Below are 19,389 nucleotides of genomic sequence, written 5' to 3'. Positions count from 1 at the left end.
TTAACCCCGGGGCACAAAATTCAGTACGGTGGCGTTAATACAGTAGCGCGGCCTGCCATTTGGACCATCGTTAAATACATGGCCTAAGTGTATGCCGGATACCTTGGCACGAATTTCAGTGCGGCGCATGCCATAGCGGTTATCCGGTTTTTCAATTACGGCGCCGTCTACTGCTTGGGTAAACGACAACCAGCCGGTGCCAGAGTCAAAGCGGTTGCGGGTGTCGAATAACGGCGCGCCGCTCAATTTATCAACAAAAATGCCGTCCGGGGTGTTTTTAAAGATTTCATACTGCTGACAAAAGCGCGCGTCGGTGCCTTTGTCAAACGCGACATTAAAGGCTTCGCTGTCGCCGAGCTTAAATTTGCCTAGCAGCAGATAAAACTCGTCCGGGCTTAAATAACCCTGGCGGCCAAACACTTCCTTGCCATTTTCCAGCAAAATAAGGGTCGGTGTAGCCCAGGTTGGTGAGCTGATACTCAGGCCCTGCAACTGACTGGCGTAGCGGTAATGCAATGCAATATCGCCGCTGTAGCTATTGCCAACATCTGCTTTAAACTTTTCGCAGTACGGGCAATAGCTCTGTGAATCTATCACCAGAATGTGCTTACCGTGTAGCAAGGCGCTGTTATCCACCGCCGCGGTTTGCGCCTTGTTGTCGCTGGCAAACCGAACGCCGGTGCTGTGATCCGGGCAGTAACCGTTGGGGTTTTTAGCAATGTAATCCTGATGGTATTGCTCGGCCGGAAAAAACTGGCGTAGTGGCTTAATTTGCGTGGCAATGGCGCCAAAACCGGCTTGGGTCAGCAGAGGCTGGTATGCTGCCATCACCTGTTGCGCTGTGTCGTATTGCGTTTGGCTGTTAGTCAGAATAGTTGAGCGGTACTGGGTACCAATATCATTACCCTGCCGGTTAAGCTGGGTCGGGTCATGCATTTCAAAATAACGCTGCAGCAAAGTTGTCAGGCTGATTTGTGCCGGGTTAAAACTCACTTTAACTACTTCGGCATGGTTATTCGGGTTGTGCTGATTACGCCGCTGCGTAATAGCGCGATACGTTGGCTCGACACCGCTGCCATCGGCATAGCCAGACACGGCGTCGACTACGCCTGGCATTGCTTCAAAGCGTTTTTCCACGCCCCAAAAGCAGCCGGCACCGACGACGATACTATCAAGATGGGTGGTGGCTGGCATGCTATCGCTGTTGGCCTGTGCTGTGCTACCCAGCAACAAAGCGCCAGCACACAATTTTAATATGGAAGATAGGGCCATAATTACCTCTGCCTGTTATCACGTAGTGGGTTATACGCAATAGACAGGCAAAAGGTGCAAATGCTTTCAACGGTTGCCTTAGCCCAAGCCGGTTCTCGTTAAGGTTGTTCAGCAAACTTTGCCACAGCTTGCAGCGTGCGTTCGATATCATCATGGCTGATATCCAGATGGCACACCCAGCGCAGGCGTTTAATATTACCGTTGGCGCTTTGATAATTGCTGCCGGTGAGTTTGATACCGCACTCAGCCAGGTAGGGTAGCAGTTGCTCGGCTAACTGTAATTCGACATCAGTAAACAATATATTGGTTTGCACCGGCAGCGCCGTCAGTTTGCCCTGCAATGCTGGTAGCTGCTGGGCTAAGTGTGTTAAACCGTCGGCTAAACGCCGGCAATTGGCATGATCATCGGCTAACCTGTTGATATTATTTTCCAGCGCATATAAACCGGCGGCGGCTAAAATGCCCGTCTGTCGCATACCGCCACCGAGCATTTTGCGCACGCGTTTAGCGCGGGCAATAAAAGCATGCGAGCCCAGCAATAATGAGCCGACCGGGCAGCCCAAGCCCTTAGATAAACATAGCGACACCGAGTCATAGCCCTGGCATAGCTCTCGCGCCATTTGCTGCGGCGCCATGCCATGCTTAGGTGCTAAGGCTACCGCGGCGTTCATTAAGCGTGCGCCGTCGATATGGCAATTTAAGCCTTTATTTTCCGCTAATTGGGCGACAGCGCGCATATAGCTAAGCGGCAATACCTTACCGCCAACGCTGTTTTCAATCACGATAAGGCGCGTGCGGGCAAAGTGCGGGTCGTCCGGCTTTATCGCTGCGGCAATATCGCTTAGCGCCAGGGTGCCATCGGCTTGTAATTCCAGAGGCTGTGGCTGAATAGAACCCAGTACCGCCATGCCGCCGCCTTCCCATTTGTAGGTGTGCCACTGCTGGCCGACGATGGCCTCATCGCCGCGCTGGCAATGGCTCATCATGGCAATCAGGTTGGTTTGGGTGCCGCTGGGCGCAAATAAAGCGGCTTCAAAGCCCAGCAGCTCTGCTGCATAGCGCTGTAATTCCAGTGTAGTGGGGTCGTCGTTAAACACATCATCGCCCAGCGGTGCGCTGAGCATACGTTGTTTCATTGCAACAGAGGGTTGGGTTACGGTATCGCTGCGAAAATCCGCCATAGTGTGCTCCACAATTATGCTGCAGACAGACTAAGGTGCTGGTTAAGGTTGTGCAATCAGAATGGGTTAAAGTGCAGAATTATTCGCTGGGTTAAACCGGTTCGCCCAACACAGACGAACCGGCTTTTAGTTGGTAGCTTAGCGATTAATAAAAATTAATCTTAAAGTCGACACCAAAGGTACGCGGCTCGTTAACAAAACCGGTCAGGTTACTAAAATCGATAGCGCCTTTCAGGTTGTCTTTGTCGGTGATATTGCGGCCAAATACGCCTACTTCGTAGTTATTGTCGTAGTTAATATAGGCTACACGTAAACCAGCTTCGTAGTTGTTGTTCGACTTAAATTCGGCAGACTCATACAGGAACAGGTTAGTTTTACCCTGCAGCTGATAGTCGCCATAGAAATAGATTTCACCGCTTTGGATTGGGAAATCGTAACGGGCATTCAGCGTCAGAATGGTTTCCGGTGCCTGAGGGAACGGGTTGCCGTCAATCAGTGCCAGGTTTTGTGCATTTCGCGGGTCCAGCACAGTACACAGGCCTGAACCACAAGGCGCTACTGTTAAGTTGTCGTCTTGTAACTCAGTATTATTGTAGCTAAAGCCACCGCCAACGCTCAGATTGGGTAGCACACGGTAATCAAAGTCAAACTCGAAGCCGTATCCGACGCCTTTGTCAGCATTGATCAACTGGTTGCCCTGGGTTGTGCCGCCAATGGCTGACAATTGAATATCATCAATGGTGTAGTAAAACAGCGCGGTATTCAGGCGTAAGGTGTTGTTTAGCAAATCAGATTTCATCCCTACTTCATAGGAGAAAATAGTTTCTGACTTAGCTACAGACGGTGGCGCTTCAAAAGCGACGTCGCGGCCCTGAATAGACTGGGCGCGGAAGCCATCTGCTACGCGGGCAAACAGGCTGGTTTTATCGGTTAAACGATAGTTAGCGCTGAGCTCCCAGCTGATATTGTCGTCTGATACTTTAATCGGCGCATAATATTGCTCTTCAGCAAAGCCGATAACCACGGCGAAACCATCGACGTTTTGCTGGCCAACCGAGAAGGTTTTAATATCGTCGGTATAACGGATACCGCCGGTGATATCCAGCTTATCGTTTACTTTGTACGATGTCTGGCCGAACAGCGCCCAGCTGGTATTGCCGTGAAATACTTCGGTAGCACCGAAGAAACCATCAATACTGTTTACGCCAAAGGTAGAGTCAAAGTAAAAGCCACCGACCTGCCAGCTTAAGGCATCGTTGGTGTCACTGGCTAAGCGGATTTCCTGGGTGTATTGCTTTAACGCTTTTAACTGGTCTTCTGTTACGGCGCTGTCAACCTGGGCAAAGCCCGCTTCTGCAGGGTTACCGCCATCGATATCACCAATACCGCCACCATCTGCACGTTCCATGGCTGAAATGCTGGTAAGCGTCATGCCGTCAAACTGAAAATCCAGTTTTAACGAGGCGCCCCAGGCATCGTAACTTTGGCTGTTTGCAGTGGGGTTGTCGTAAGCTACGCTGTCGCGATCATAATTGCTGTTCAGCTGGTCACTGCCTGGCGTCAGGATGTTTTTCCGGAACAAACTGGAGGTGCCATCATAGTTGCGACTATGTACATTTAACAGGGCATCGAAATCACTGCTTTCCCACAGCAGTTGCAAACGGCCGGCCCGTTCAGTGTAACCGCCCATGGCATCGTTTTCGCCGCTAAAGCTGTTATCTACCCAGTCGCTGCGGTGCTGTGACAATAGCGATAAACGCGCTGATAGCTCGTCGGTTAAACCACCACCCACAGCACCTTCCAGGTTAAACTGGCCTAAAGTGCCGGCGGTTGTTTTAACATAGGCATCAAATTCCTGGCGCGGTTTTACGCTATCGAATTTAATAATACCGGCGGTAGTGTTGCGGCCGAATAGTGTGCCTTGTGGGCCACGGATCACCTCTACCTGCTGCACGTCAAACAGCGGGAAGCTTTTTAAAATCACGTTTTCCATTACCACCTCGTCCATAATAATGGACACTGGTTGTGAGGCGGCTAAGTCAAAGTCAGTGTTGCCTAAACCACGGATATAAAAGCGCGGTGCTGCCCGGCCGTTTGAGGTTTCGGCGTATAAACCCGGTACCTTAATGGCCAGTGCGGTAATGTCATCACCGGATGCAAAAATAGCGTCAAATTTTTCGCCCGATAAGGTAGCGATAGAAATGGGCACTTCCTGAATACTTTGGCTGCGTTTTTGCGCGGTAACGGTAATGGTTTCCAGTTCCTGTTCTTTTGCATTCTGGCCCTTGTCACTTTCCTGCGCCATCAGCACAGGAGAAAGGCCAACAGCTGCACCGAACAGAGCAGCTTGCATAGCTGCAGATAAGGCTGACGGAGTAAATAGCTTCATTAAGGTGAACCTTATATTGAGAGTTTACGTTTATATTGTGTGTGTTTAGTAACGATGAGTTTGCTGGAGTGACCACAGCTTAAGTTACGTATAAACCTTGGCTAATATAGCAGTTTGTCGTGCAAAATGCTCAAACTGGCGTAAGTTTGTTACAAATTCGGCGGTGTTTTGAACTAAAGCAGTGTAGGCTCGTATTACAAAAAAATTTTTGAGAATGTCATGCGCAGCTTAATATTTTTGCTGCTGTTCAGTTGTGGCTTGTTTAATAGTGTGCAAGCCGTCAGTACCGGCTGGCAACCAGCAAAACAGCTTAAAGCTGAACTTGTTAGTGAGTATCAGCAGATTACAGCCGGGCAAAGCCTGCGGCTGGCGCTGCATTTTGTGCCAGACCAGCACTGGCATACTTACTGGCAAAACCCCGGCGATTCTGGCTTGCCTACCAGCTTAAACTGGCAGTTGCCTGCAGGGGTAGCTGCAGGGGCTATACAATGGCCCACGCCACAGGCTTTTGTGATCCCGCCGCTGGTAAATTATGGCTTTGCCGGTGCTACAGTGTTGCTAACCGAACTGCAAATTCCGGCTGATTACAATGCTGACAGCCTGCCGATACAGCTGCAGGTAGACTGGCTGGTATGCGAGGAAGTGTGTATCCCGGCCGAGGCGCAATTTAGTCTGAGTTTGCCGGTTGGCAACCAGGCCATAGTGGCAGATGGTTATCAGGGGTTGTTTAATCAGGCTGAGCAAAAGCTACCTCAGCCACTTAGTGTTAGCGGCACCTTTGACACCTCCGGTGGCGCCTTTTCTGCCATGATAGACTGGCTGCCAGCTGCTAATATTCGTGCTTTTTTTGTCGCAACAGCAGAGCTGGTCGATCATGCCGCCAGCCAACAGATCAGCCAGCAAGGCCAACAGTTGCTATTACAGCAACCGCTGAATACCTACTTTACTGCCGCGCCAGAGCAACTGGAGTTGGTGCTCGTTAGCGATACCTCGTCATATAGTGTGCAGCTTAGCCGGGCTGCGCAGAGCTCGGCAGACATTTTGATCACTGGCAGCCAGCAAAGCAGCACAGCGCTGTGGTTAGTATTGCTGATGGCGGCAATCGGTGGCTTGTTATTAAATTTAATGCCTTGCGTATTTCCGGTGTTGTCATTAAAAGCGCTTAGCATTGCCAGTAACAGCGGCGAGCCCCGGGCGCAACGGCGCGAAGCCTTGCTTTATAGTACCGGCGTTATACTGAGTTTTGTGGCCCTGGCCAGCGTACTGATCGTGTTGCGCACTGCCGGTGCAGCCGTGGGTTGGGGGTTTCAATTGCAAAGCCCTTATCTGGTGGCGTTGCTGGTTTATCTGCTGTTTGCACTGGGGCTGAGTTTATCCGGCGTGGTGCAATTTGGTCTGGGTTTGATGAATGCCGGTGGCAGTCTGGCCAGTGCTAAAGGTGGCAAAGGTGCCTTTTTTACCGGCGTATTGGCCGTGGTGGTTGCCAGCCCTTGTACTGCGCCCTTTATGGGGGCGGCCTTAGGCTATGCGGTAAGCCAAAATGCGGTAGTGGCGCTACTGGTGTTTGTCGCTTTGGGCCTGGGCATGGCGCTGCCGTTTTTGCTGCTGGCTTATGTGCCCGGGGTTGGCCGTCTGCTACCGAAGCCGGGCGCCTGGATGGACACGTTAAAGCAGTGGCTGGCCTATCCGCTGTATTTAAGTGCCGTGTGGTTGCTGTGGGTCTATGGCCGGCAAAGTGGCGTCGATGCCCAGGCGCTGCTGTTATTTGGCGTTGTGTGTATTGCTGCAGCGTGCTGGTTATGGGGCCGCAAACAACTGGCGCAGGCTGGGATGTTAACGGCATTGCTGGCGCTGTTAATGTTACTGCTGGCGTTGCTGTTGCCAGCGTTAGCGCCACAACAAGCCAGTACGCCGGCTGAAAAACAAAACAATGCGCACTGGCAAAGCTGGTCGGCAGCAACCCTGCAGCAACTGCGCGCAGAGGGTAAGCCGGTGCTGGTGAATATGACCGCCGACTGGTGTATCACCTGTTTGGTAAATGAGCGCGTAGCGTTAAATACCGAAAGCAGTAAGGCAGCGCTGGCGCTGTATGATGTAACGTACTTAAAAGGCGACTGGACACTGCGCGATGCGGCAATAACAGAATATTTACGGCTGTATCAGCGTGATGGCGTGCCGCTGTATGTGTTGTACTGGCCGGGGCAGCCGCCCGAAGTGCTGCCGCAAATTTTAACCCCCGACACGCTACAGCACACGCTGCAGCAGCTAAGTCGGCAACCTTAATGTGTGTAACACGATAAAACAGGAGTAACGCAGATGAAATTAGCACAACTGGTTCTGGCAGCGTCTGCTGCTATGTTTTCGCTGGGGCTGGCCGCAGCACCACAAATAGGCGCACCTGCCCCGGACTTTACCGTGGTCGATAGCAAAGGCAACAGCCATAGCTTAAAAGATTTTGCCGGTAAAAATGTGGTGCTGGAGTGGACCAACCATGATTGCCCCTTTGTGGTAAAACACTACAGCGGCAATATGCAGGCGCTACAGGCCGAGATGACAGCGCAAGATGTGGTGTGGCTAAGCGTGATCTCCTCAGCACCCGGCAAACAGGGCCATGTTAGTGGCGCGAAAGCCGACGAGCTAACCGCCAGCCGCAGTGCCATGCCCACCGCAGTAGTGTTTGACGAGAGTGGCGTAGTAGGTAAGGCTTATGACGCCAAAACCACGCCGCATATGTACGTGATAGATAAAGCTGGCGTATTGCAGTATATGGGCGGCATCGACAGTATACCGTCGGCGAAAGTAGATGATATCGCCAAAGCCACACCCTATTTTGCTAATGCCGCAAAGGCGGTACTAAAAGGTGAAAAGCCCGACCCGGCAGTAAGCAAACCTTATGGTTGTAGTATCAAGTATTAGGCAACACAGAGAGCAGCTTTTGTATTAACTGGCTTTGCGCGGCTGGCTGTCGGCAAACTGCTGCAGCCAGTCGTTAAATTCGGCTGTTGGCATGGCTTTGGCAAAATACCAGCCCTGGCCTAAGTCTATTCCCAAGGCGCGCAGCAGCTCGGCCTGTGCCGCCTTTTCTATACCCTCGGCTACGATGCTGTAATGCAGCAGTTGGCCAATATCACGTATTTTCGGGATCAGTGTCGATTTAATGCTGTCGGCCTCCATGTCCTGAATAAAACTTTTATCTATTTTCAGGTAATCGGCGTTGAGTGAGCGCAGGCTGGTTAGATTGGAGTAGCCGGTGCCAAAGTCGTCGATAGACAATTGCAGGCCTGCCGCTTTTAACTGCGCCAGGTTTGCAGTAGCGCGTGTGTAGCTTAGTTCTTGCTGCTCAGTAATTTCCAGTACCAGTTTGATCCGGCGTTGCTGCACTTCAGGCAATTGCAACAGTGCCAGGATTTGGCCGCTGGCGATATCTTGCGGGTAAACGTTAATTGATAGATGAAATTGTTCGGGTAAATTAGCTAGCGTGCTTAGTTGGCTTAGCGCCTCTTTGGCAATAAAGCAGGTAAATTTGGCGCTTAAGCCCAGTTGGCTTAACAGCGGAATAAACTGCTGCGGGCTTACACTACCCAGCGGGTCTTGATAACGTGCCAGCACTTCACAACCGGTAACAGTATGTTGTTTTAAATTAATGATGGGTTGAAAAACAACCGAAAAGTAGCCTTTTTTTAAGCCGTTACGTACGCGATAACGTAAGCTGTGGCGACGTATTGCCAATTGGCGCCAACCAAACCAGGCCAGAGCGCTTAATGCTAATAGCGCGAAGGTTACCACTGCGGTTTGTAACGGATAATTTTGCCACAAGCGATAAAAACTAAACTGCTGCGTCAGACAAAAGCGCGAAATGTCGCTGCATTGCTGATAAACATAATGCGGCCAGCTTAAACGCGCCAACGCAGGCTGTGCTAGCCCGGGTTGATACAAACCTTTGTCACCGGCAATGGCTGCCGGAGTTTTGCCAGCAATATTTACGGTTTGCCAGCGTACATCGTGCCGCGGTGCTGTGCTATCGATGTTACTGACAATGCTGACACTATAACGCTGTTGTCGCACCACAGTGCCGGTAAGCTGTTGGCTGCTATCACCCAGTGGTTGGTCCAGCCAGATGCTGCTGTTTTGCAGCGAATAAAAGTCAGGTTCGGCCGGTTGTAGTGGTGCTGGCAACTTACCGGCACTGGCCGAGCAAAACGCCGCATCGTTTTGGTAATAGGTAATGTCGCGAATGTGGCGGGCGCTAATGAGTACGCGGCGCATGCTGGCCAAGTCAGCTGCACTGCAGCTATGGGGCGGCCTGTTGTTAAGCAGATCCAGTGTATGTTGAGTTTCGCGGGCAATATCATCAACTTTGGCAAGATAGCGTTGCGCACTTTGCTTCAGGCTAAAATGCACAGCGCTGCTAACGGCAAATGCCAGCAAGGTACAGAGGCTGACGGCGGTAAACAACGCCACTGCTGCAGCAAAATATCGGTGATAAACCCAGTGTGTCAAACTTACCTCATACCACAATAGCGGCAACGTCTAGGCGGTAGCTTACCGTATTAAGGCCTTTCAGGTACAGCGCAAAAATGTAACCAGCGGTTTACTTTTGCGTTTAATGGGCTTTTGGTATTATTCACTTTGTAATGCGCTGATGGGGTCGAGCCTGGACGCCTTTATCGCCGGATAAACACCAAAAGCAATACCAATAAGTGCGCAAATGCTAAACGACAACACAATTGCCAGCAGCGACCAGCTTACGGCCCAATCAGAATAAAATGCAATAAGCTCAGACAACAGAATGCCAAACACAATGCCCAGTAAGCCGCCCAGGATTGCAATGGCAAAGCTTTCTGCGACAAACTGCAATTTAATATCGCGCTGGGTGGCGCCAATGGCACGTAGCAAGCCGATTTCTTTGGTGCGTTCTAATACTGTCGCCAGCATGATATTCATAATACCGATACCGCCCACCAACAGTGAAATACCGGCAACACAGGACATAACAATATTGAAAATCTGCTGGGTTTGCTTTTGCTGTGCCAGCAGTGCAGCGGGCACGACAATATTGTAATCGTCAATGTCGTTATGACGTTGCTTTAATAACGCATCCAAGGCCTTGGCGCTTAATGCGCTGTTGGCATCTTCGGCCAGCTGTAAGCGGAATGAGGTAAGCTCTGCACTTAAGGGTGCCGCTTTAAACCGGCTTTGTGCGGTCAGCAGTGGCATAAACAACTGGTTTTGTTCGCCGCCCAATTTTATGCCCTGAAACTCATCACTGCCAGCATAGGGTTCGGCCAGCACACCAACAACCTGCAACCAGACATGATTGACTTTAACCGGTTTGCCCAGCGCATCACCGTTTGGAAACAGGCTTTGCGCCACCCGGGCCCCCAAAATAGCCACTTGAGCGGCATAGCGGTTTTCCCGCTCGGTAAAGTTGCGCCCGGCGGCAAATTGCAGCTTGCTCAGCTGCATATAACTGGGTGAAATACCAATAGCGCTGCCATCGCTTTTACCCTGATGGCTGTATAGTGAGTGGGTGTCTAGTTTGCGTTCGGCACTATAGGCGGTAATACCGCCAATGGTGGCTACGGCTATATCAATATCACTTTGGTTTAATCCCAGCGAATGTTTGCGTTGCTCTTGCAGTATCTTTTCGTCAAAACTGCGGCCTTCGACAATAAGATTGCGCAGGCCCATGGTTTCGATGGTTTTCAGTGCTTCGCGCTCAGCACCTTCACCAATATTCAGCATGGCGATGACGGCACCCACACCGAAAATCATGCCCAGTAATGTCAGAAAAGTGCGCAGTTTATGCTGCGCCAGTTCTGCCAGCGTATCGTTGAGCAGGGCCGTGGCTTTCATCAGTTTATTGACTCCGGTTTAATCAGCGCAACTTCATCGCCCTGTTGCAGGCCCTCCAGAACTTGCGCATGGCTCAGGCTTTTAGTGCCGATTTGAATAACTTGCTTAACAAAGCCCGCTTGCTGGCGTTTATACACATAGAGTTGTTGTTGCTCGCTGAAGATGGCCTGCAACGGCACCTGTATGACCTTGGGCAGCGTATTCACTACGATGGTTGCCCGCACCTTATTACCAGGTAAAAACCGCGGGTCCTGGGCGTTGGGCGCTACGCGTACTTCAATATACTTACGCGGGTCACGGCGCTCACGCGACTGTGCCACCGGGGCAACAGAGACAATTTGCCCACTTAATGTTTCATCGGGCCAGGCCGTTAATGAAAAGTTGACCTGTTGCCCAGGCAGCAGGCCAACGGCTTCCTGCTCTATCACATGCAGTTTAAGATGCTGCAGGCTAAGATCCGGAATACTGCCGATGCGATGGCCGGGAAATACCATACCGCCTACTTCTGGCTTTTCACCGCGCCAATTTGTTTCATACAAGATAATGCCCTGATGTGGCGCCCGCACCTCGAGTTGCTCCAATCCGGTTTCGGCTTGCTGCAACAGGCTTTGCTGCTGGCCACGTTGTAGCTGCAGCAGCTCTAATTCGCCCTGGCTGCGTTGGCTGAAGCTTTGTTCCTGCCAGCCTAAGTAGGCCTGTTTGTCGCCGAGGTATTCTTTGTTTTGCATAGAATCGATAATTTCCAGCCGCGAGCGGATCTGTACATCATCGATAGTAAAGCGCTCCGCAAAGCTAAACTCGTGGCCGATTAAGCGCTGCTCCAGCCCCAGTGTGGTTTGCTCTTTTAGTTGTTCAGCTTGTTTTTGTTGCTCGTCGGCCACTACCGCACCCAGCCCGGTACTGGCTTTTACTTTGGCTTTTTTTAACTGGCTGGCATCAAAGGTGACAACAATGTCTCCGGCTTGTACTTCACTGTACTCGCTGGTCAGCGAGGCGATAAAACGCGGCCCCTGCAACGTGCCCGGGGCACTAATGCTCACCGAATTAACGGCAAACAATTCACCCTCGGCATTAACGCTGTGTATGAGGGTGTCATTTTTAAGCTGATACAAGGGTACCTGCAATGCGGGTTCGCTGCAGGAAACAATGCACAGCGCTGCCAACACGGCAGGCAGCGAATGGTTAATGCGCATCGGCTACTCCATCGGTATTGCCAAGGTTGATCGTCAGCCGCGCCGTCATACCCGGGCGCATAATGTCGGTATCCAGGCTGTGCAGATTAACTCTGGCATCGACTACCCGGCGCAAATTATCGCGTGACTTATCCCGCACGGCATTACCCAGGCTATGCAGCACACCGCTAAAGCGGCGCTCCGGATAGGCATCAAGCGTCACTTCTACGCTAAGGCCGGCACGCAGCTGTTGTAAATCAATCTCATCAATTTCTGCTTTAACATACAGGCTGTCTAGCTGGCTAATCTCGGCGACCGGTTGGCCAAACTGCACTGTGTCGCCAGCCGAGAACTTTTCGCCTTCAAAATTCTGGCTATACACCATTACGCCGGCAAACGGGGCTTTAACCTGCATGCTGGCGATACTGTTCTTCAGTTCTTCAACTTCGGTGCGCAACCGGGCAACCTTTGCCAGTAGCATTTGCTCTTCGGCCTGGCGTTGTTGTTGATGGCTGGCCAGCCTGGCCTGCGCTAATTTCAGCTGGTTGTCGGCAATGGTGAAATCTATTTGTGCTTTGCGCCGGTCGTTGTCAGACCGCGACTGATCAACAATGGTGGCTTTGCGCTGATTTTTATCATATTCCATTTTGCGCTCGGCCAATGCCAGTTTCAGCTCTTCAAAACGTTGCTCGTCGCTGCGTAAACGGTTGGCCAGTTCCTGCTCGGCGCTTTGCAACTCAATGGTTTTATTCTTCAGATCGTCAGCCAAACTCTGGGCATCAAAGGCCACCACCAGATCCTGCGCTTGTAGCAGGCTGCTTTCCGGCGTTAGCTGTTTAATATTGTATTGCCAAAGCTTTTTTACACTTGGCGGTGAGGCTCTAAATGCGGTAGCGGCAGTGAGCTCACCGGTTGCCCTGATTTGCGGGTTACTGTTGTTTGCAACAGTAACTGGCTGTGGTTGACAGCCACTTAGTTGCAGTGCAACCAGGCTGAAAGCCAGCAGCTGAGGTAGTGTTCTCATGGCTGGCTTACCTCTATTAATAATCCCATGCCCAGCATAGGTTGCTGCAGCGGCATATGGTCAGAGGTAAACACCGCTTTGTAATACAGGGCATTACCCCAGTTTTGCCGTTTTTCACCCTGGTTGGCAAGGCTGCTAAGTTGCAGTACAAAAGGGGCCTGTGGCATCACATCAAAGCGGGCGGTCAGGCTGGTATGCAGCTGTAGCCTGGGTACGTCGGTTTCATGCACCCAGGCTTCAATAAACAAGTCATTGGTGCTGTTAAGTTCGGCTATAGTCCAGCCTGGCTGGGCGGTAACGCCGGCGTATAGTTTGCTGCCATACCACGGATGAGTGCCGTAACTGATAGTGCCATCCTGCTGCGCCGTTACGCTCATCAGGCTAAGCTGGTTTTGCGCATCTTGCAGTTCTGCCTGGGTTTGGTCTATCTGCAGTTGCTGCTTAGCTAAGGCACTATTGGCCACAATGCGCGTAACAGCCAATTGCTCTGCGGCTTTGTTGGTTTCTGTGCGGGCGCGTTTTAACTCTAACTGGTACTGTTCATAGTCGTATTGGCTCAGGTTAGCCAACGGTACTGAGGCGTCGATGCCGGCTTTTTCTAACAGCAGCTGTTGTCGTTGCAGCTCGAACTCGGCTTCCATTACCTTTTGTTTATGTTCACTTTTTAGCTGGTTTAACCGCTCTTCATGGTTAACCAGCGTGCTTTTAAGTTGCTCTATCTGGCTTTTTACGTTGCCGGCATCAAATACGGCGATCAGCTCACCCTGTTTTACCGGCTGGTCTTCCGGATGTAACCACTGCACTTGCACACGCCAGCTGTCGCTCATGGGCGAAACAACGCTTTGTTTGTCGGCCGACTGCAAGGTGCCACTAAGTAACAACGGCAGCTCTGTTGCTGCGCTTAGTGCCAGCGCGGCGTAAAGTGTGGTTAACATCGGCTATCCTCTAAAATCTGGCCGTCACGCATCCGTATCACCCGCTTAGCGTAGGCGGCAATATCATCTTCATGGGTTACCATTACTATGGTGTTGCCTTTATTATGCAATTCACATAGTAACTGCATGATTTCTTTTGAGGTTTTGCTGTCGAGATTGCCGGTGGGTTCATCGGCGAAAATAACCTTAGGTGTGTTTACCAACGCGCGCGCTATGGCAACCCGTTGCCGTTGCCCGCCGGACATTTCATGCGGCTTATGTTCTTTGCGGTGACCCAGGCCTACCTGGTCTAATAGCGTATTAGCACGCGCCAATGCGGCTGCGGGCTCTATGTCGCTATAGCGCAGTGGCAAGGCAACATTTTGCGCGGCGGTTAAGCGCGGTAATAAATGAAAAGACTGAAAAATAAAGCCGATATGCCGGTTGCGCAGTGCTGACAGTTGCACATCATCGAGTTGGCTTATCAGTTGATTATTAAGCTGATAACTGCCAGAACTAGGGGTGTCGAGGCAGCCCAGAATATTCATCAGCGTCGATTTGCCCGAGCCAGAACTGCCCATAATGGCAACAAATTCGTTCTCGGCAATAGTAACGCTAACATCACGTAATGCCTGAACTGCGGTCTCGCCCTGTCCAAATGTGCGGCTGAGCCCTTCGGCTAAAATCATCACAACATCCTGTTATTCTGTAAGAAAACAGGATGCCACAGTGTAGCGTTAACTGGAACGCGGTATTGCTACAGCCATATAGTGAAAATGTAACAAAACATGTCAGTTTTAGGTGCTTTGATAGCTAAGCAGCGCCATAACTTGCGCCATGTTTGCCAGGCTATGGCGCTGCATAATGAGGTCGCGGCCAAGTTTAATGGCTTTGCTTTCACACTGGCCGCGCAGCGAGGTGTTACTGATGCTGTCTAAGTCAGCAACATGCGCCAGGCCAACCGTACGGCGGATTAGCTCGCAACCGGCATAACCCAGCGTATCGGCAAATACCTGCTGCAAAAAGCGCTGCTGATACAACGGATTTTGCAAAGTTGGTTCTTTGCATTTATCCGCCATAAGTTGCTTAAACTGGCTGGCAAACTGCTGCCACAGGCTGTCGATTTGCTGCAGCAAGTAGTGTTGGTGTTGCTCACGGGCGCTGGTATCGGCAGTTAAGCCGAAGTGACCGAGGTAGTTCAGCAGTAAATTTGCCACTAAGCTGCCTACATCAAAACCGATTGGGCCATAAAAGCCAAATTCGGCGTCAATCACTTTGCAGTTTTCGTCATTAATAAAAATGCTGCCACTGTGTACATCGCCATGTAGCAGGGCCTGCGGTTTAGATAAAAAATCAGCCTTTAACTGCGCCACTTCGGCCTGCAAGGCTTCGTCGTGCCACAGTTGCTGCGCCTCTTGGCGTATTTCAGCGTGGATATTGTTGCGCTCGTGGTTGCAATAAGGGTCGGTAAAAAACAGATCTTCTGTGATCAGGCACAATTCGGGGTTTAAAAATTTGCCAACCTGCTGCTTTTTGCCCGGCCCGGTCAAGACAAAGTCGCTGGTATAAAACAAGGTATGTGCCAGATAGCTTGCCATCTGCGTTGCCAGATGCGGAAATTGTTTAGCGGCAATCAGTTCGGCGCGTAAAATGCGGTATTGCTTTAAATCTTCCATTAAAATGGCGGCCAGCTGCGGGTCGTAGTGCAATACTTCTACCGTATGCTCAGGGCACAGCTTGCGATGGGCCAGCAGCACTTCGGCTTCAATACGGGCGCGGTCTATGGTTAGCGGCCAGCTTTCGCCAACACAGCGGGCATAAGGCAGGGCTTGTTTAACAATCAGGCTGGTGCCTTTGTCGTTTTCTACCCTGAATACCAGATTAAGATTACCATCACCAAATTCTTTGCAGCTAAGCTTGCTATGATCACCAAACAGCTCGCTGTGCTCGTCTGCAAAACGCATAGCATCGTCGGCGGTAAAGGTGCGGTAGTCTGTCATCTGGGTATCCCGTTACTTGTGTTGAAAATAGCAGGGCTGCATAATCGCAAACCTGATAGACGTCTGCAACGCCAAACAGGAATAAGCTATGAAAAACTTAACCGCACTGAGCCTGAAAATTGAACAAGGCCAGCTATATGTGCTGGACCAAACCTTACTGCCGCAGCAGCAAGTTTGGTTAAGCTGTGAAACAGTACCGCAGATGGTTAGTATGATTAAAGCGCTGCAGCTACGTGGCGCACCGGCTATTGGCATTGGTGCCTGTTTATTGCTGGCCTATCGGGCAAGTAAAGGCGACAGCCGCGAGCAATTGCTGCAGGGCGCGGAAGTGCTGCGCGCCGCACGGCCGACCGCGGTAAACCTGATGAATAACCTTGATACGATGATAGCGGCGCTGCAACTGCCAGATTTTAAAACTGCAGCCGTCGCCTGTGCCGAACAGTTGTTTGCCGAAGATGTCGCCTTGTGTCAGCGCATGGCGGAGCATGGCGCGGCCTTGGTGCAGCAGGGGGAGCAATTACTTACCCACTGCAACACCGGTGGCTTAGCCACAGCCGGTGTGGGTACCGCGCTGGGGGTGATTAATCTGGCGCATCAGCAGGGTAAAAATATCCGCCTCTGGGTAGATGAAACCCGGCCATTACTGCAAGGCGGGCGCTTAACGGCCTGGGAGTGCCAGCAACTGGGTATTCCGTATCAGCTTATCTGCGACAATATGGCCGCCATGCTAATGGCGCGTGGTCAGGTAGACCGTATCTTTGTTGGCTCCGACCGTATTGCTGCCAATGGCGACTTTGCCAATAAAGTCGGCACTTACTCGCTGGCTGTGCTGGCGCATTATCACAAGGTGCCGTTTTATGTGGTGGCACCGCACACTACGGTCGACTTAGCCTGTGCTGATGGCAGTGCCATTCCGATAGAGCAGCGCCATGGCGACGAAGTACGCGGTGTTAGCGGCGGCTTTGGCACTGCCATCTGGGCGCCAGAGCAAGCGCCGGTATTTAACCCGGCCTTTGATGTCACCCCCGCAACGTTAGTAACCGGTTGGGTGCTGGATACTGGTGTGTATTCACAAGCGGATATTGTCAGCGGCGCATTGCAACAGTTTGTCTAAAGTATAGCGTTACATACAGCTGCAACACTCGCCTTGGCTCGTCACAGCAGGTACTCCGGGCGTCCAGCCCTACGCAAGCCAGCTAAAGCTGTTCAAATTCATTCCCGATGAACTTGTCGCTCACGCTGGCGCGTTCACTCAGACACCCTGTGACGACCAATTCGAGGTTCCAGCTGTCTTATCAGGTAATGGTCTAACCAGGTGGTTAAATATTAGCCGGTTGATTTTAATAGCGTACAACTGTACCTGTTTACTTTAACTGCTAACGTATTGAATTAATTACCCCCCCCCAGCTTTGTGTTGTAAAAACCAATGCACTTATAATTAAATAGAATATAACAATTTATTGCTGTTCAGTTGTCATTCACCTAAAGTGCGCGCCGTTACAAATGTAGTGGTATTGTAAACAAATGGTGGGTCGAGGTTTGGGGGGGGGCTGATCAGTCAAGAAATCTTGAGGTAGCAACGTGTCGTATTTTCTTGTCACCGTAATGAGTTTGATAGTTATAAGGTTTTTTAGTAAAAATAGGTACTTGTTTTCTAATAGCATGAAAGATGCCCTTGCTATTTATAAAGAAAAAAGCCGTGCTGAAATTAATACAGATGCACTCTTGGGTGGAATTTTTTTGATGTTATCGATATTGACGGTATATCTGGATAAACAGGCAGTGTGACTAGTTTTATCGCAAAGCATCTGAGCTTACAGCTATACAATTCCGCAGCAATTGGGCATGTTGTTAAGCGCAGACTTTGCATAAAAACTTTTTATTGCAATGTGTAAGTAAATAAACAGAGCAAGCACATGTTGCTTGCACAGATAACTAAATCAAAAGAATTAGAGGCCATTAATATGATTAAGGTTAAGAAATGTATCTTTGATTTAATTATATATTTCTTTGCACTGCTCGGTGCTCGATACTTTATAGACTACATTTTTTCAGATGAGCTGACACGAGAACATTGGAACGTTCTTATATGGGCATTAATCGCAGCAATATTTTTGTCAGTTTTGATACCTAAGTATATTAGTTTTATGAATAAAAAGTATTCATCGCTAAAGAGTGATTAAGTTCCGAGTACTGATTTAAGAACAAGAAAAAGTGAATGATGCTCCAATCCCAAGCTGCTGAATGCCGGCTGGCGTGTATGGCTACGCATATTACAGGCTTAATAACAGGGTATCTAATAGGGCAAGCTCTCAATAGCCAACAAGTCGCTAAAGGGCTTAACTCAGATAAATAAAATATATTTTCCGACCTGACAGCGCGGCATGCTTGCTGGGTTGTATGTTTCTTTGCGGAAAACTTTTTCACCGCCCAAAGAATAATAGAAATTAGATTTCGGAGTGCTATGACAACACTTGCCTGGTTTAGTCTTTTAATTGTGCTTAACGTGGCTTTGACATGGATTTGCAAGCGGTTGTTTGGTCTTAAATTATTAGAAGCCTGGCCACATTATCAAAGTTCAATAAAGAACATGCTCGCGTCTTTCACGCCTGCCATATTGGGCTCGATTGCTTGTCTGATAACCTATTTAATTTATTTGGTTTTATCTGGGGATAAATAAAAAAAACAGCGTTATCCGGGGGAATAACGCTGCATACACACACGGGGGAGGTGTTTAAGTTAAGCTAAACAGTTAACAGGCGCTTACTCTGTTAGCTGCCGCAGCGCGGGCGCTTACTCCGCACTGTTTTCTGCTACATTGCAGCAGAATAGGGTTGCCGCTTTTACCCGGCAGATGTTACTTCGCAGATGTTACTCTGCTGAGACCATTGCAACGTCAAGGCCGTTGCTGGCTTTGTTCAATGCCACTTCTAACCGCTGTAAATTGTGTACGCTTACATCGCTGCGGTTTAACTCGGCGGCGCGTTTAAAGTCGGCCAATGCTGCCAGGTTGTTGTTTTGTAACAGTTGCAGTACGCCACGGTTAGTCAGAGCATAGGCACGCATTTCACGCTTGTCGCTGCTGCTGACATGGTGAAACTGCTGCGCTGCTGTTACCGCGTTGTCACAGGCTGTTGCTGCTTGTTGTAGCTGGCCGCTTTTAGTAAAGCCAACGCACAAGCTCATCTGGCGCGAGAAGTTATCTACTTCTGCGCTGCTGTTTAACGTTTCATTAATACCCTGGTCAAACTGGCCGGCCTGTAAGGCTGCCGCACCCGGTGTATCTTCAATTAGTACCATCTTGTAGCCGTTAGTGCTGGCTGATGCGAGAAATGAACCTGAGGCCATCAGCATCAACGCTAAAGTACTGCCTAATTTTACTGATCTCGCTTTCATAGTGTGTCGCTCCAATTTTTCGGTTAAGGCAAACGCGCTAGTGTCTGCAGGAGTAATTCTGAGCAAAAGCACTAATACTGACAAACGATAAAAAAAAATCTGATAAGTGAGAAAAATTCACCCATAAACAGCTGTGTTGGGGCAAGCCAGAGTTTATTGAACGGATAGAGCAACTTACAGGCCCG

General features: G+C 50.3%; 14 protein-coding genes. 3 read left to right on the top strand and 11 right to left on the bottom strand.

The window, feature by feature from the left end:
* The 3 genes from msrA to ACYVIC_RS14855 form a co-directional block, all read right to left on the bottom strand.
* Positions 1-1,272 (bottom strand): peptide-methionine (S)-S-oxide reductase MsrA, encoded by a 1,272-nt coding sequence (gene msrA, locus ACYVIC_RS14865; RefSeq protein ID WP_460861201.1) that lies wholly within the window; start codon positions 1,270-1,272, stop codon positions 1-3.
* A gap of 98 nt (positions 1,273-1,370) precedes the next feature.
* Positions 1,371-2,453 (bottom strand): low-specificity L-threonine aldolase, encoded by a 1,083-nt coding sequence (gene ltaE / locus ACYVIC_RS14860; protein ID WP_460861199.1) that lies wholly within the window; start codon positions 2,451-2,453, stop codon positions 1,371-1,373.
* A 145-nt stretch (positions 2,454-2,598) separates the two neighbouring features.
* Positions 2,599-4,842, bottom strand: a complete 2,244-nt coding sequence (locus ACYVIC_RS14855; RefSeq protein ID WP_460861197.1) for a TonB-dependent receptor — start codon at positions 4,840-4,842, stop codon at positions 2,599-2,601.
* A gap of 219 nt (positions 4,843-5,061) precedes the next feature.
* On the opposite strand from ACYVIC_RS14855, the gene ACYVIC_RS14850 reads away from it, so the two are divergent.
* Together ACYVIC_RS14850 and ACYVIC_RS14845 are read left to right on the top strand one after the other, a co-directional pair.
* On the top strand, positions 5,062-7,125 hold the full coding sequence (locus ACYVIC_RS14850) for a protein-disulfide reductase DsbD family protein (RefSeq protein ID WP_460861196.1): 2,064 nt from the start codon (positions 5,062-5,064) through the stop codon (positions 7,123-7,125).
* A gap of 33 nt (positions 7,126-7,158) precedes the next feature.
* Positions 7,159-7,758, top strand: a complete 600-nt coding sequence (locus ACYVIC_RS14845) for a redoxin domain-containing protein (protein WP_460861194.1) — start codon at positions 7,159-7,161, stop codon at positions 7,756-7,758.
* Between the two features lie 24 nt (positions 7,759-7,782).
* Here ACYVIC_RS14845 and ACYVIC_RS14840 read toward each other — a convergent pair whose 3' ends face one another.
* The 7 genes from ACYVIC_RS14840 to mtnK form a co-directional block, all read right to left on the bottom strand.
* Entirely contained in the window at positions 7,783-9,342 is a 1,560-nt protein-coding gene (locus ACYVIC_RS14840) for an EAL domain-containing protein (protein ID WP_460861192.1), read from the bottom strand.
* A 120-nt stretch (positions 9,343-9,462) separates the two neighbouring features.
* The gene (locus ACYVIC_RS14835) at positions 9,463-10,698 is read right to left on the bottom strand and encodes an ABC transporter permease (RefSeq protein WP_460861190.1); all 1,236 of its coding nucleotides are present in this window, start codon (positions 10,696-10,698) and stop codon (positions 9,463-9,465) included.
* On the bottom strand, positions 10,698-11,891 hold the full coding sequence (locus ACYVIC_RS14830) for an efflux RND transporter periplasmic adaptor subunit (protein WP_460861187.1): 1,194 nt from the start codon (positions 11,889-11,891) through the stop codon (positions 10,698-10,700). Before ACYVIC_RS14830 ends, ACYVIC_RS14835 begins: the two co-directional genes overlap by 1 nt.
* On the bottom strand, positions 11,881-12,894 hold the full coding sequence (locus tag ACYVIC_RS14825; RefSeq protein ID WP_460861185.1) for an HlyD family secretion protein: 1,014 nt from the start codon (positions 12,892-12,894) through the stop codon (positions 11,881-11,883). The genes ACYVIC_RS14830 and ACYVIC_RS14825 overlap by 11 nt, the downstream gene beginning before the upstream one ends.
* On the bottom strand, positions 12,891-13,829 hold the full coding sequence (locus ACYVIC_RS14820; protein WP_460861183.1) for an HlyD family secretion protein: 939 nt from the start codon (positions 13,827-13,829) through the stop codon (positions 12,891-12,893). The genes ACYVIC_RS14825 and ACYVIC_RS14820 overlap by 4 nt, the downstream gene beginning before the upstream one ends.
* A complete protein-coding gene (locus ACYVIC_RS14815) occupies positions 13,823-14,497 on the bottom strand; it encodes an ABC transporter ATP-binding protein (protein WP_460861181.1) in 675 nt (224 codons plus the stop codon). The genes ACYVIC_RS14820 and ACYVIC_RS14815 overlap by 7 nt, the downstream gene beginning before the upstream one ends.
* 108 nt (positions 14,498-14,605) lie before the next feature.
* Positions 14,606-15,808 (bottom strand): S-methyl-5-thioribose kinase, encoded by a 1,203-nt coding sequence (mtnK, locus tag ACYVIC_RS14810; RefSeq protein WP_460861179.1) that lies wholly within the window; start codon positions 15,806-15,808, stop codon positions 14,606-14,608.
* A gap of 88 nt (positions 15,809-15,896) precedes the next feature.
* Here mtnK and mtnA point away from each other — a divergent pair, with 88 nt between their 5' ends.
* Positions 15,897-16,922, top strand: coding sequence for an S-methyl-5-thioribose-1-phosphate isomerase (gene mtnA, locus ACYVIC_RS14805; protein ID WP_460861176.1), 1,026 nt, complete (start codon positions 15,897-15,899; stop codon positions 16,920-16,922).
* Positions 16,923-18,679: 1,757 nt separating this feature from the next.
* Here mtnA and ACYVIC_RS14800 read toward each other — a convergent pair.
* On the bottom strand, positions 18,680-19,204 hold the full coding sequence (locus ACYVIC_RS14800; protein ID WP_460861174.1) for a tetratricopeptide repeat protein: 525 nt from the start codon (positions 19,202-19,204) through the stop codon (positions 18,680-18,682).
* Positions 19,205-19,389 lie beyond the last annotated feature (185 nt).

The organism is Rheinheimera gaetbuli, from assembly GCF_054781935.1.
This window is presented reverse-complemented; position numbering and strand designations above follow the sequence as displayed.

Excerpts from the sequence above, each read along its gene's own strand:
- mtnA (WP_460861176.1), top strand. The coding sequence starts at position 15,897 with ATGAAAAACTTAACCGCACTGAGCCTGAAAATTGAACAAGGCCAGCTA.
- ltaE (WP_460861199.1), bottom strand. The coding sequence starts at position 2,453 with ATGGCGGATTTTCGCAGCGATACCGTAACCCAACCCTCTGTTGCAATG.
- ACYVIC_RS14825 (WP_460861185.1), bottom strand. The coding sequence starts at position 12,894 with ATGAGAACACTACCTCAGCTGCTGGCTTTCAGCCTGGTTGCACTGCAA.
- msrA (WP_460861201.1), bottom strand. The coding sequence starts at position 1,272 with ATGGCCCTATCTTCCATATTAAAATTGTGTGCTGGCGCTTTGTTGCTG.
- ACYVIC_RS14815 (WP_460861181.1), bottom strand. The coding sequence starts at position 14,497 with ATGATTTTAGCCGAAGGGCTCAGCCGCACATTTGGACAGGGCGAGACC.
- ACYVIC_RS14850 (WP_460861196.1), top strand. The coding sequence starts at position 5,062 with ATGCGCAGCTTAATATTTTTGCTGCTGTTCAGTTGTGGCTTGTTTAAT.
- ACYVIC_RS14855 (WP_460861197.1), bottom strand. The coding sequence starts at position 4,842 with ATGAAGCTATTTACTCCGTCAGCCTTATCTGCAGCTATGCAAGCTGCT.
- mtnK (WP_460861179.1), bottom strand. The coding sequence starts at position 15,808 with ATGACAGACTACCGCACCTTTACCGCCGACGATGCTATGCGTTTTGCA.
- ACYVIC_RS14820 (WP_460861183.1), bottom strand. The coding sequence starts at position 13,829 with ATGTTAACCACACTTTACGCCGCGCTGGCACTAAGCGCAGCAACAGAG.
- ACYVIC_RS14835 (WP_460861190.1), bottom strand. The coding sequence starts at position 10,698 with ATGAAAGCCACGGCCCTGCTCAACGATACGCTGGCAGAACTGGCGCAG.
- ACYVIC_RS14830 (WP_460861187.1), bottom strand. The coding sequence starts at position 11,891 with ATGCGCATTAACCATTCGCTGCCTGCCGTGTTGGCAGCGCTGTGCATT.
- ACYVIC_RS14845 (WP_460861194.1), top strand. The coding sequence starts at position 7,159 with ATGAAATTAGCACAACTGGTTCTGGCAGCGTCTGCTGCTATGTTTTCG.
- ACYVIC_RS14800 (WP_460861174.1), bottom strand. The coding sequence starts at position 19,204 with ATGAAAGCGAGATCAGTAAAATTAGGCAGTACTTTAGCGTTGATGCTG.